12 protein-coding genes are annotated in these 12,977 nt (G+C 53.8%); 5 read left to right on the plus strand and 7 right to left on the minus strand.

Annotation, left to right across the window (positions count from 1 at the left end; all coding sequences use genetic code 11):
• Positions 1-42 precede the first annotated feature (42 nt).
• Positions 43-693, minus strand: coding sequence for an OapA family protein (locus HV229_RS02485; RefSeq protein ID WP_181546832.1), 651 nt, complete (start codon positions 691-693; stop codon positions 43-45).
• Positions 694-912: 219 nt separating this feature from the next.
• Here HV229_RS02485 and fklB point away from each other — a divergent pair, with 219 nt between their 5' ends.
• Together fklB and cycA are read left to right on the plus strand one after the other, a co-directional pair.
• The gene (gene fklB, locus HV229_RS02490; RefSeq protein WP_029139741.1) at positions 913-1,533 is read left to right on the plus strand and encodes an FKBP-type peptidyl-prolyl cis-trans isomerase; all 621 of its coding nucleotides are present in this window, start codon (positions 913-915) and stop codon (positions 1,531-1,533) included.
• A 308-nt stretch (positions 1,534-1,841) separates the two neighbouring features.
• Complete coding sequence (cycA, locus tag HV229_RS02495; protein ID WP_016151437.1) at positions 1,842-3,251, plus strand: D-serine/D-alanine/glycine transporter; 1,410 nt, start codon at positions 1,842-1,844, stop codon at positions 3,249-3,251.
• Between the two features lie 80 nt (positions 3,252-3,331).
• On the opposite strand, the gene ytfE is transcribed toward cycA, so the two are convergent.
• A complete protein-coding gene (gene ytfE / locus HV229_RS02500; RefSeq protein WP_181546834.1) occupies positions 3,332-3,994 on the minus strand; it encodes an iron-sulfur cluster repair protein YtfE in 663 nt (220 codons plus the stop codon).
• Between the two features lie 576 nt (positions 3,995-4,570).
• Between ytfE and HV229_RS02505 the strand changes: the two genes are divergently transcribed.
• On the plus strand, positions 4,571-6,124 hold the full coding sequence (locus HV229_RS02505; RefSeq protein WP_046275835.1) for a methyl-accepting chemotaxis protein: 1,554 nt from the start codon (positions 4,571-4,573) through the stop codon (positions 6,122-6,124).
• 63 nt (positions 6,125-6,187) lie between these two features.
• Here HV229_RS02505 and HV229_RS02510 read toward each other — a convergent pair whose 3' ends face one another.
• The 3 genes from HV229_RS02510 to HV229_RS02520 all read right to left on the minus strand — a co-directional run bounded on the left by HV229_RS02510 (position 6,188) and on the right by HV229_RS02520 (position 8,984).
• The gene (locus tag HV229_RS02510; protein ID WP_016151440.1) at positions 6,188-7,153 is read right to left on the minus strand and encodes a DMT family transporter; all 966 of its coding nucleotides are present in this window, start codon (positions 7,151-7,153) and stop codon (positions 6,188-6,190) included.
• Between the two features lie 76 nt (positions 7,154-7,229).
• Positions 7,230-8,054 carry an AraC family transcriptional regulator gene (locus HV229_RS02515; RefSeq protein ID WP_047414772.1) on the minus strand — a complete coding sequence of 275 codons (825 nt, stop codon included), beginning with the start codon at positions 8,052-8,054 and terminating at the stop codon, positions 7,230-7,232.
• 81 nt (positions 8,055-8,135) lie between these two features.
• On the minus strand, positions 8,136-8,984 hold the full coding sequence (locus HV229_RS02520) for an SDR family oxidoreductase (RefSeq protein WP_181546835.1): 849 nt from the start codon (positions 8,982-8,984) through the stop codon (positions 8,136-8,138).
• Positions 8,985-9,069: 85 nt separating this feature from the next.
• Here HV229_RS02520 and HV229_RS02525 point away from each other — a divergent pair, with 85 nt between their 5' ends.
• Entirely contained in the window at positions 9,070-9,474 is a 405-nt protein-coding gene (locus HV229_RS02525) for a helix-turn-helix domain-containing protein (RefSeq protein ID WP_016151443.1), read from the plus strand.
• Positions 9,475-9,522: 48 nt separating this feature from the next.
• Here the strand turns inward: HV229_RS02525 and cpdB are convergent, their stop codons facing one another.
• Positions 9,523-11,466, minus strand: coding sequence for a 2',3'-cyclic-nucleotide 2'-phosphodiesterase (gene cpdB, locus HV229_RS02530; RefSeq protein WP_181546836.1), 1,944 nt, complete (start codon positions 11,464-11,466; stop codon positions 9,523-9,525).
• A gap of 187 nt (positions 11,467-11,653) precedes the next feature.
• Between cpdB and cysQ the strand changes: the two genes are divergently transcribed.
• Positions 11,654-12,394, plus strand: a complete 741-nt coding sequence (gene cysQ / locus HV229_RS02535) for a 3'(2'),5'-bisphosphate nucleotidase CysQ (RefSeq protein ID WP_181546837.1) — start codon at positions 11,654-11,656, stop codon at positions 12,392-12,394.
• On the opposite strand, the gene HV229_RS02540 is transcribed toward cysQ, so the two are convergent.
• Positions 12,384-12,941, minus strand: coding sequence for a YtfJ family protein (locus tag HV229_RS02540; RefSeq protein ID WP_016151446.1), 558 nt, complete (start codon positions 12,939-12,941; stop codon positions 12,384-12,386). The two genes, cysQ and HV229_RS02540, sit on opposite strands and share 11 nt — an antisense overlap.
• Positions 12,942-12,977 lie beyond the last annotated feature (36 nt).

Below are 12,977 nucleotides of genomic sequence, written 5' to 3' on the forward strand. Positions count from 1 at the left end.
ATGTCTGATGCGCTGTGTTTATCAGGTCTACAGGTGTGCCGGTTAACGGGCGCGAATAAAACTGCCGTTAGGTTGTCGAGTAAACAGTACCTGCTGTCCATTACCGGTATCAATGGTTAATCCCGTTACCACGCCGTTGGCATTCTGCCTGATTTGTACCATCTGGCCGTCTTTCAGGTTGCTCAGCGGTTTTCCGGCACCTTCAACCTGCGCCATTGCGTATACATCGGTTGGCGGGAGGTTATGGTCACGGAATACCTGCGCCAGCGTTTTGCCCGAGTCTACGCGATAGGAGCGCCACTGCTGCTCAATTCCACTATCCTGTTGGAAAGGTTGCGTCTGCGGCTGAGATTGCTGAGCCTGCGGCTGCGCGTCTGGTTCTCCTTCCTGGATTGGCTCTGGGGCAAGCGGAGCGACCTGGCCCGGATCGTTTTGCGGGGCGACCAACTGTGCCTGCAGTTGAGCTTCGGTCGGCGGCTGCGACTGTGACTGTAAATTCAGCTGGGCAGTACGCGTAACCACAGGGGCATCGCTGGTGTCACTGGAGGGCAGCAGGAAGCCTATCACCAGCACGATAGCAGCAATTATAATGCCGCGTCGGTGCATAGGCGGTAGCGGATCCATAATGCGAAAATTGTCCGGTGCATGCCAGATTTTCGCCAGGGTTGGTTTTAATTCAAAGCGCCCGGGCATGGCTTTCCTCCTGCTCCGCGTCTCGTTCCTCGATCATAGAGTATAGATGGCTAATGCTATGATGTTCGTCATATTACCCGCTTTCGTGACGTCAACGCGGGGTATTCCTATTGTTTATGTTTCCTCGCGATTTGTCATCTGTTCCCGAGACAAAGTTTTACCGGATGCGGCATGGCTGATATGCTGCCCGCTACTTTACATCCGATGAAAGGAAATATGATGGCTAACCCGACTTTTGACACTATCGAAGCGCAAGCAAGCTACGGCATTGGTTTGCAGGTAGGACAACAGCTGAGTGAATCCGGACTGGAAGGACTGTTGCCTGAAGCGCTGGTAGCGGGTATCGCTGACGCGCTGGAAGGTAAGCACCCGGCAGTGCCGGTTGATGTTGTGCATCGCGCACTGCGTGAAATCCACGAACGCGCTGATGCAGTACGTCGCGAGCGTTTCCAGGCTATGGCGGCTGATGGCGTCAAATATCTGGAAGAAAACCGTGAGAAAGACGGTGTGAACAGCACTGAATCCGGTTTGCAGTTCCGTGTTCTGACTCAGGGGGAAGGTGCTATTCCAGCGCGTACTGACCGCGTTCGCGTGCACTACACCGGTAAACTGATCGACGGTACCGTGTTTGACAGCTCTGTCGCACGCGGCGAACCGGCTGAATTCCCGGTTAACGGCGTGATCCCTGGCTGGATTGAAGCGCTGACCCTGATGCCGGTAGGTTCCAAATGGGAACTGACTATTCCTCAGGAACTGGCTTACGGCGAGCGTGGCGCTGGTGCGTCCATTCCTCCGTTCAGCACGCTGGTGTTCGACGTTGAGCTGCTTGAGATCCTGTAAGCAGTGACTTCTGTTCCCTCCGAGGCCGGGGGGAACAAAAAATAGCGTGAAAAGCTATAGTTACGTGGTTGTCGATATTTTATTTTGCAAATGCCTCGTTAGCGTGTATTTTTGTGAGCTGATTCGCGCTATCAGAGTGATATGACACTCACTTTAAACATTAAATTAACATTATATCTAAATCTTAGTATTCATCCCGCCAATTCTTACCTAATATCGATGAGTCCTGATAATCAGGAACGTCGTATCATAGACACACTAAAGGCCGTAGAGCCTGAACAACACAGACAGGTACAGGAAGAAAAAACATGGTAGATCAGGTAAAAGTCGACGCCGCTGAAGAGGCTTCGTCTGAACAGTCGCTACGGCGCAATCTCACAAACCGTCATATTCAACTTATTGCTATTGGTGGTGCTATTGGTACCGGCCTGTTTATGGGCTCTGGTAAAACCATCAGCCTCGCCGGACCGTCGATCATCTTTGTGTATATGATCATCGGTTTTATGCTGTTTTTCGTGATGCGTGCAATGGGTGAATTGCTGCTCTCGAATCTGGAGTACAAATCTTTTAGTGATTTCGCCTCTGATCTGCTCGGGCCATGGGCCGGGTATTTTACCGGCTGGACTTACTGGTTCTGCTGGGTTGTTACCGGGATGGCAGACGTTGTCGCCATTACTGCGTATGCGCAATTCTGGTTCCCCGAACTTTCAGACTGGGTCGCCTCGCTGGCGGTGATCGTGCTGCTGCTGAGCCTCAACCTTGCCACTGTAAAAATGTTCGGTGAGATGGAGTTCTGGTTTGCGATGATCAAAATCGTCGCCATCATCGGCCTGATTGTCGTTGGTCTGGTGATGGTGCTGACGCACTTCCAGTCGCCAACCGGCGTTCAGGCATCGTTCACGCATCTGTGGAATGACGGTGGCTGGTTCCCGAAAGGTCTGAGCGGCTTCTTTGCTGGCTTCCAGATAGCCGTGTTCGCGTTTGTGGGTATTGAGCTGGTGGGAACGACCGCTGCAGAAACCAAGGACCCAGAGAAATCTCTGCCGCGCGCCATTAACTCGATTCCGATCCGTATCATCATGTTCTACGTTTTTGCGCTGATCGTGATTATGTCCGTAACACCGTGGAGCTCGGTAGTGCCAACCAAGAGCCCATTCGTTGAACTGTTTGTGCTGGTCGGTCTGCCTGCCGCGGCGAGCCTGATCAACTTTGTGGTGCTGACTTCAGCTGCTTCTTCCGCAAACAGTGGCGTGTTCTCTACCAGCCGTATGCTGTTCGGCCTGGCACAGGAAGGCGTAGCGCCTAAAGCGTTTGCCAAACTGTCTAAACGCGCAGTTCCGGCGAAAGGTTTAACCTTCTCCTGTATCTGTCTGCTGGGCGGCGTGGTGATGCTTTACGTGAACCCGAGCGTGATTGGCGCGTTCACCATGATCACTACCGTGTCGGCGATTCTGTTCATGTTCGTCTGGACCATCATTCTTTGCTCGTACCTGGTGTACCGCAAGCAGCGTCCGCACCTGCATGAAAAATCAATCTACAAGATGCCGCTAGGCAAGCTGATGTGCTGGGTATGTATGGCGTTCTTCGTCTTCGTACTGGTACTGCTGACGCTGGAAGATGATACCCGCCAGGCGCTGATCGTGACGCCGCTGTGGTTCATCGCGCTGGGTCTGGGTTGGTTGTTTATCGGTAAGAAACGTATGGCAGGTATGCGTTAATTTTAGTGCCCGGTAGCGCGATGCTTACCGGGCCTTAATTCCGTAGGCCGGATACGCGTTAGCGCTATCCGGCGATATCTTTACTCCCCGGCGAGAGCTCGCGGGAACAACACATTATTTTCCAGACTGATGTGTTCCATCAAGTCGTCGATCATCTCGTTAATGCCGTTATACATGGCTTTCCAGGTGGTGCAGGCTTCTGGCGGCGGCGTCACGTTATGGGTGATGTGTTTGATCACTTCGACCAGTTCACCGGCATCGTCATGTTCGCTTTCCATCACGCTGATTGGTCCCATCGCCTGGCTACCCATGCCCTGTTTGATCATCGGGAACAGGATCTGCTCTTCTTTCATCATATGGCTGGACAGCTCTTCATGCAGCATGGTCAGGTTTTTCGCCAGACCGCGTGGTACGTTCGGTTTATCGGCGTGAACGCGTTCAACTTTCGTGGCCTGCAGAATCAGTTCCGGCAGCTGTTCGCGGTGTCTGTCGTGATAACGCACGATGATATGATCGATGATTTCAGCCAGTGCCACGGTACGCCAGTCTTTCTCCAGCGGCTGTTCAGCCAACTGCGCGAGCTGTGCCTCAATAACGTCTAAATCCAGCTCTTTACGCGCAGCAGCGCGTGCCAGCGTTTGCTTACCGCCGCAGCAGTAATCCATATCGTATTTACGAAACAGGGCCGAAGCGCGAGGAATAGAGAGCGCCAGTTCACCTAAAGATTGATCGCGATAAGACATTGCCGTTACCTCATTCTCAATAATATAAGATGTATTTTAAATGCAACTTATGGCGAAAGATATAACCCTTTCGGGGTGCAATGCCGTTCAGTTAAGCATTATGGAGAACATGTGATTTTGGCTCAGAGTTCCGTTCACCTCAGTGGTATCACTTTTCTGAAGCTCAGATACCCGTGAACGTGCAAAGGAGGCTCACCGCCGCCTCCCTTGCAACCCAGGCTCCCGGCGGGATTGTTAAGGGTACGGCGATAGTACCCTTAACACGTTCACAGGAATCGTGTTTCAGAGAAACAATGAACATGAGGTGAACGGAACCCTTTCTCTGAGATAGCATGTTCATCACCTCCGCCAATACAGGCTGATGATTTCTGATACAGAGGCGTTAACTGAACGGTATTGCTTTCGTGGTGGGTTTTTTTGTGAGGAATGTCACGAAAATTTCTTGTTTCGTTAAGGTGCTGAATCTTATTAGAAAGGAGAGGGGCGGCGAAAAAAGCCGCGCGTCAGGATTAAATAAGCGCACGCCGCTGCCGATAGTTAGACCTCAGACAATACCTGCATAATAAAAGGCTACAGATGTTTAAACGAATCAAAGTGATAACCCTACTTATCACCGTGTTACTCGCCCTTGGCGCGATGCAGCTCATCTCCGCGGGCGTCTTTATTGGCGCGCTCAATAACGATAAGCAAAACTTTAACGTCTCTCAGCTTTCCAGCCAGAACGTGGCCGAGTTTACCGATGCGTGGATTAGCCTGAACCAGGCTCGCGTCACGCTCAACCGGGGCATGTTGCGTTTACAGGGCACGATGGCCAGCGAGATTAACGGCGGTCAGTTGAAGGAACTGGTGAACACGGCAAATCGCCTGTTGGCCGAATCGAAAGAGCATTACGATAAATACTACGCCCTGCCGGAAACGCCGGGGCTTGATGAACATCTGGCCGATCGACTGGAAGAGCAGTACGGCATCTATTCTGCGACGCTGGCTAAAATGAACGCGCTGTTGGCTGAAGGTAAGCTGGAAGAGATGTTCAAGCAGAATGCCGAGCAAAAGCAAACGGCCATGCAGGAAGTTTATCGGGAATGGCGTAGCGCGCAAACGGCGCTGGCCACTGCCGGGGTGCAGGACAATGAGAGTGATTACCAGAAGATAATCTGGCTGCTGTCCGCCGTGATGCTGATTGTCGTCACCGTGATTATCGCCAGCTGGCTGGCGATGCAGCGAGTGCTGCTCAAGCCTCTCCACGAAGTGATGGGGCATATTCGCCACATTGCTGCGGGTGATTTGACGCACAGCATCAACGCCGATGGCAGCAATGAGATGGCGCTGCTGGCAGTCAACGTTCGCGACATGCAGCAGGCGCTGGCGAACACAGTCAGCGTGGTGCGTGACGGGGCTGACACCATCTATACCGGCGCAGGTGAAATTGCCGCCGGCAGTAACGATCTCTCTTCACGTACCGAGCAGCAGGCCGCCTCTCTGGAAGAGACTGCTGCCAGCATGGAACAACTCACCGCTACCGTGAAACAGAACGCGGATAACGCGCGTCAGGCGACCAGTCTGGCAAAAAATGCCTCACAGACGGCGCAGAAAGGCGGAACCGTGGTTGATGGCGTGGTGCGTACGATGGATGAAATCGCTACCAGTTCCAGCAAAATCGCACAAATTACCAATGTTATCGACGGCATTGCCTTCCAGACCAATATTCTGGCGCTGAACGCGGCAGTAGAAGCGGCGCGTGCGGGCGAGCAGGGGCGCGGGTTTGCCGTGGTCGCTGGCGAGGTCCGTACACTGGCACAGCGTAGCGCTCAGGCGGCGAAAGAGATTAAGGCGCTGATTGATGACTCGGGGAATCGGGTAAATGCCGGTACGGCGCTGGTGCATGAAGCGGGTGAAACGATGGCGGAAATTGTGAGCGCCGTGACCCGTGTGACCGACATCATGGGCGAGATAGCCTCGGCCTCTGATGAACAGAGCCGGGGTATCGATCAGGTAGGTCAGGCGGTTGCCGAGATGGATCGCGTGACGCAGCAAAACGCCTCGCTGGTGGAGGAGTCCGCTTCCGCCGCCGCTGCGCTCGAAGAGCAGGCAGCACGACTGAATCAGACCGTAGCGGTGTTTAAAGTTTAACGTCTACTCCGGCCTACAAAATAATATCTTGTAGGTCGGATTAGCGCAGCGCCGTCCGGGCCATTATGATTGTGGAACCACGACGACGCTTGGTTTCTGTGGTTTGGCTCTGACGGCTATCACCACCCCAACAATCAGCAGCGCAATGCCGCTTACCGTCAGCAGCGGCGGGAATTCCTGGCGCAGGATAAAGGTGTACACCAGGCCAGCCAGCGTTTCGAAGACAATCAGCGGGCCGAGGATCACCGTCGGCAATTTTTGGCTGGCGACGTTCCAGCACAGTGCGCCAACCCACGAACACAATACCGCAATCGCTATCATCAGGCCGATAAACACGCCCGGACGTGGGCCGAAGGGCAGGGCAAAGTCCGGCGTTTGCCCGTTCAGCCACAGGCAGGCTGCAATATAACCGAGCAGAGAAACAGGCAACGTTACCAGTGCCTGGGCCGTCGCCCACATCATCGGGTGCTTATCTGGATTCTCGCGCAGCCAGCGGGCATTACGCAGCGCATACCACGCCCAACACACTACCGAGATCAGCGCCAGCGCGATTCCAGAACCATAACGCCAGCCGCTAAAGTCGGGTAAGCCTTGATTCAGCTCCGAGATATTCACGCACAGCAGACCGATACCAATCAGCACCAGCGCAGGCGACAGACGCCACCATGATAATTTGCCGTCGCGCTGGCTGTAGAGCAGGTTAGCGAAGACCGGGATCACAACCGGCAATGTACCAATAATCATCGTTGAAACCGGCGCGCCAGTGCGCTGGATGGCGCTTGCCAGGCAAACGTAATAAATCAGATTACCCATCATCGTTAGCGCCAGCGCAGTGACCCAGTCTTTGCGCGTCAACTGACGCAAGCGCACACGCCCCAGCCAGGCAATCGGCAACGCTATTAGCCCCAGCGCCAGATAGCGCCCCATCGACTGCAATACCGCCGGATATTCCGGTACGATCAGCGGCCCAACAAAAATTAATCCCCACATCAGCCCAGCCAGCAGGGCATACAACACGCCGCTAATCATTTTTGACATCCACATCGCTTAACAATAAGTCGAGTGTAGGCAGGAAAAATGCAGCCGTATTGTATGAGATTGCTGTTCAACGCCGGACGACTTGTTTTTGATAACGTACCGGCGTAATACCGTAGCGATGGGTAAACGCGCGGGTGAGATGCGACTGGTCGGTGAGGCCGGTTGCGGCAGCGACCTCCGCGGCGGGCATTCCGTGAGTGAGAAAACCTTTGGCTCGCCACAGGCGGATAGCCATCAGCATCTGGTGCGGCGTGACGTGGAAATGAGATTTAAACTGGCGCTGAAAATGCCAGGGGCTCAGCGCTGCAACCCGCGCCAGTTCGTCGAGCGTTACCGGGTGCATATAATTATCGTGCAAATACTCGCGTACCCGCTCAAAGCGATGCGATCCCTCCGGTAATACCGGCGCATGGCGGGCCAGCGGCTGGAACGTGTCGATCAGATCGAGTAATAGCCCTTTTTGCGCCAGCGGATCCTCAGTGTTCCACAGGCCATGGATCAGCGAGCAGATCTGGCGCGAGCGTAGCGGATCGTGACGCGTTACGTCATGAAACCACCAGTGGCGGATCCCGGTGACTTCTTCCAGAAGATCGGGCTCAAGATAGATCATCCGATAGCGCCAGCCGTCGGCGGTTTCCGCTTCGCCGGTATGTAGCTCATCGGGATTCATGGTGACGACGGAATGGGCGGGGGCCACGTACTGCGTGCCGCGATAGCGAAAACGTTCGGCTCCGGCTTCTATCGCGCCAATACCAAATGCTTCATGGGTGTGGGGTTCAAAGGCGTAACGCGAGATGTGCGCATGATACAGCTCAACGCCCGGCACCTGTGCCAGATGGCGAAAGCGGGCGCTGTCTTTCTCATCAATAAACTGCTCAGGTACACCTTGCACGTCTTCTCTCCCCACGCATCATCATGTCATTATCAGAGAGGATGCGCGGGGATGCCACCACAATTAACTAATTTTTAACACTTACACGATGCCTTTGACGCTGTCTGCCAGCGACGTGGTTGGGCGACCAATCAGTTTGCTCAGCGTATGGCTGTCGTCGAAGAGGCCACCTTTAGAGGCACCAACGTCTGAGTCAGCCAGCATGTCCGCCAGTCCGGCAGGTAGACCTACACTTTTCAGCGCGGCGGCAAAATCAGCTTCGCTCAGGTTTTGATACACCACTTTTTTACCGCTCTGTTTTGCCAGTTCGGCCGCCAGCTGGCTCAGGGTCCAGCCTGCGTCGCCCGCCAGTTCATAGATTTTACCGGCATGACCGTCTTCACTGATGACGCGCGCAGCGGCAGCGGCATAGTCGGCACGGGTCGCCGAGGCGATTTTGCCTTCTCCCGCCGCCCCAATAAACACGCCGTGTTCCAGCGCGGCTGGTGCGCTGGCGAGATAGTTTTCGGTGTACCAACCGTTACGCAGCAGCGCGTACGCGATACCGGATTCAGCCAGCATCTTCTCGGTTGCGACATGCTCATCAGCCAGCCCCAGCGGGGAGCGATCGGCGTGCAGCAGGCTGGTGTAGGCGATAAATTTCACGTGGGCCGCTTTCGCCGCGTTAATCACGTTGCGATGCTGCGGGGCACGTTGTCCCACTTCGCTGGAGGAGATTAGCAGTAACTTGTCTATCCCCTGTAAGGCTGTGGTAAAGGCAGCTTCATCGCTGTAATCCGCCTGCCGAACGGTAATGCCCTGCTGGGTAAGCGCCGTCGCTTTAGCAGGATTACGCACAATAGCCACAATCTGGCTGGCAGGAACGGTTTTCAGTAGCGTTTCAATAACGTGTTGGCCCAGTTGGCCAGTGGCACCAGTAATCGCGATCATAGGATAACTCCTTTGGTATTGGTCTTGTGTTTAATCACATTAACACCTAAACTTACTTTTAGTAAGTACGTACAAAAAGGTTAGTATGAAAATGACAGCTTTGACGCTCTCCCAGCAATTACGTGATGGCAACTTGTTTGCCGAGCAGTGTCCCTCCCGCGAGGTGTTAAAACACGTCACCAGCCGCTGGGGTGTATTGATTCTGGTGGCGCTGCGCGACGGTACGCACCGTTTCAGCGATTTGCGCCGTAAGATGGGCGGCGTCAGTGAAAAAATGCTGGCGCAATCCCTGCAGGCGTTAGAACAGGACGGGTTTATCAATCGGGTGTCATATCCAGTGGTACCGCCGCATGTGGAGTATAGCCTGACACCGTTGGGTGAGCAGGTGAGCGAAAAAGTCGCAGCGCTGGCGGACTGGATAGAGGTGAATTTGCCGCAGGTTTTGGCAAATCATACCGTTAAGAACGAAGACGTCCCGGCATCAGCGTAAACGACCTGGTCGGGCTTGCCGGATGGCGCAGCGCCACCCGGCGTGGTCTTACTTACTCAAATCCAACTGATAAATGGCGAAGCCGATGTCATCGGTAGCGACTTTCTTCAGTGGATACTGGCCTTTCTCTTTGATAAACGCAGCGGCTTTATCAGACGGTGATGTTTCAAAGCGAATATCCAGTTGTGTCTCGCTGTGAATCGGCGCCAAACGCCAGTTGTTATCTGCCGCCGGATGAATTTCGCCTGCGCTCTTTGTCTGGGAACCTATCCATGCTGCCAGCACCGAGCGGTTTTCATCTGGTGATGCAAACGCGATGTGGCTGTCGCCGGTCCCGGCAAACTTACCGCCGTAGGCGCGGTAGTTGTTGGTCGCGACGAGGAAGGTTGCGTTCGGATCGATCGGTTTGCCGTTAAAGGTCAGATTTTTAATACGCTCCGCTTGCGGGTTAATCGTCTGGCATTCACCGTCATAGCGAGCGGGTTGTGAAACATCAATCTGATAATTCACGCCGTCAATCACGTCGAAGTTATAGGTACGGAAGCCATCCCAGTTAATTAACGACTGTGGTTTGCTGCTGTGGATATCAATCTGATTAAACTGCCCGGCGGAACATTCCAGCCACTCTTTCACCTCTTTACCGCTGGCTTTCACCACGACCAGGGTATTGGGATAGAGATACAAATCAGCGGCGTTACGGAAGGTAAGCTGACCTTTTTCGACTTCGACAAAGCTGGCCGGATCGTTCTTGCGTCCACCGACTTTAAACGGCGCAGCGGCGGAAAGTACCGGTAGTTTTGCCAGGTCCGGATCGCCCTGGATAAAATGTTCCACATAGGCTTTCTGCGCATTATTCACCACCTGCACGGTCGGGTCGTCCTGAACCAGCGCCAGATAGCTGTACATGTTGTCGGCAGATTTACCGATTGGCTTGCTGACAAACTCACGCGTGGCATCGTGATCGGCTTTTAGGATCTCAACAATTTTTTGGTCTTCGCCAGCCAGTGATTTTTTGGCCGCGGCGTCATAAATCGGGCGCGCCTGCGCTTTCCCCTGCGTAACCTGCCATTTACCGCTGTCGTTATTCAGCACTAAATCTACTACGCCCAGGTGATCGCCCCACATGCCCGGCATCACCGCAGGAACGCCATTGAGCGTACCTGTTGTGATATCTGCGCCTTTGATGTTGGCAAAGTCTTTCCCCGGGAAAACGGCGTGAGCGTGACCAAACATAATGGCATCCACGCCCGGAACTTCACTGAGATAGTAAACGGAGTTTTCCGCCATCGCCTGGTATGGGTCGGCAGAAAGCCCGGAGTGAGCAACCACCACCACGACATCGGCACCTTTGGCTCGCATTTCCGGCACGTATTTACGTGCGGTTTCCGTAATGTCATTCACCGTCACTTTGCCGCTGAGGTTGGCTTTATCCCAGGTCATGATCTGCGGCGGCACAAAACCGATATAGCCAATTTTCAGCGTCTGCGTGTTTCCTTCCTGATCGACAACCTCAGTCTCTTTGATCAGATAAGGATTAAACAGCGGCTTTTTGGTCTTAACGTCGATGATATTGGCGTTAACGTAAGGGAACTTCGCCCCGGCTAGCGCGTTGTGCAGATACTCAAGACCGTAGTTAAATTCATGGTTGCCAAGGTTACCCACTGCGTAATCCAGCGTATTCAGTGCCTTATATACCGGATGCGTTTCGCCCGCTTTCAGCCCCTTGGCCGCCATATAATCCCCGAGCGGGCTGCCCTGAATCAGATCACCGTTATCAACCAGCACGCTGTTTTTGACTTCACCACGTGCTGCGTTGATCAGGCTTGCCGTACGAACCAGGCCAAATTTTTCAGTCGGCGTATCTTTGTAATAATCGAAATCCATCATATTGCTATGTAAATCAGTGGTTTCCATTATGCGCAGATCGACGGTCGCGGCATTGACGCTGGCTGCAATCAGCGTGGCCAGAAACGTTGCACTAAACTTAATCATCAGGGGCATCCTTTTAAGATCTAAGCCACAAAAGAAAATGTATATAAATCTTCTTGCTTACAGAACTGTGAATCATGACATGAATATAGCGTTTAAAACCGCAGACGCTATCACAGTTGGCGGATCCTTTGGCGATCGGGTATAAGTAAAACAACGAGTTAACACCACGACAGAAACGAGGTGGAGAATGTTAGAACATGTATGCCAGCTTGCACGGACTGCGGGCGATGCCATTATGCAGGTCTACGATGGAATCAAACCGATGGAGATTACCAGCAAGCAGGACGATTCTCCGGTCACGGCGGCGGATATCGCCGCGCATACGGTGATCCTCGAAGGATTACTGGCGCTGACGCCGGATATTCCGGTCCTGTCTGAAGAAGCGCCTCCTGGCTGGGATGTTCGCCAGCACTGGCAGCGCTACTGGCTGGTAGACCCGCTGGACGGTACCAAAGAGTTCATTAAGCGTAACGGTGAATTCACCGTCAATATTGCGCTTATCGAGCAAGGAAAGCCGGTACTGGGCGTGGTTTACGCGCCGGTGATGAAAGTGATGTACAGCGCGGCAGAAGGTAAAGCGTGGAAAGAAGAGTGCGGCGTGCGCAAACAAATCCATGTTCGTGACGCGCGTCCGCCGTTAGTGGTGATTAGCCGCTCGCATGCTGACAATGAGTTAAAAGAGTATCTGCAACAGTTGGGTGAGCACCAGACCACGTCGATTGGCTCATCGCTGAAGTTCTGCCTGGTGGCGGAAGGGCAGGCACAGCTGTACCCACGTTTTGGGCCAACTAACGTATGGGACACCGCCGCTGGCCACGCCGTTGCCGCCGCAGCCGGGGCGCACGTTCACGACTGGCAGGGGAAATCTCTGGATTACACCCCACGTGAATCATTCCTCAACCCCGGCTTCCGCGTTGCTATTTACTGAGTAATTTGTGCAGCAGGGCAATAACCTGCTGCACCTCTTCCTGCGTCAACGCACCATCTTTTGCCCACTGAACGCGTCCGTCCTTATCAAGTACGGCGATAGCGGAGCTCTCTTCATCCAGTTGCCAGGCTTTACGCGCAATGCCATTGCTGTCGACAATAAATTGTGACCACGGGTAGAGCTTCTTATTGCTCTCCAGACTGCTGCGCACAAACATACCGGAGCCAGGAATGGCGTCATCGGTGTTGACGATCGTGGTGGTCTGGTATTTGTCGTGCGGCAGGTTGGCCGCTTTGATTGCCTCGATCAGCGTAGCATTTTTCTCTTTGGCGGAGGTGCGTCCGGCAATGTGTTGCACAATTCGCACTTTCCCTGGCAGCTGCGCGCTATTCCAGCTTTTGTAGCTAAACTTATCGTTATCGAGAATCAGTTCGCCACGATCGGCGATCCCCACCGGCGGTACGCGCTGGTTAGTCTCAAACGAATGCGCACAGGCAATCATCGGCAGCAGCAGGCACGACAGCGCCAGCAGTTTTTGTAAGGTCATAGGTTTTCCTTCTTTCTTTATTTTGCAGGTGATCCG

Source organism: Citrobacter sp. RHBSTW-00524, assembly GCF_013747755.1.
GTDB classification, from domain to species: Bacteria; Pseudomonadota; Gammaproteobacteria; order Enterobacterales; family Enterobacteriaceae; genus Citrobacter; species Citrobacter braakii.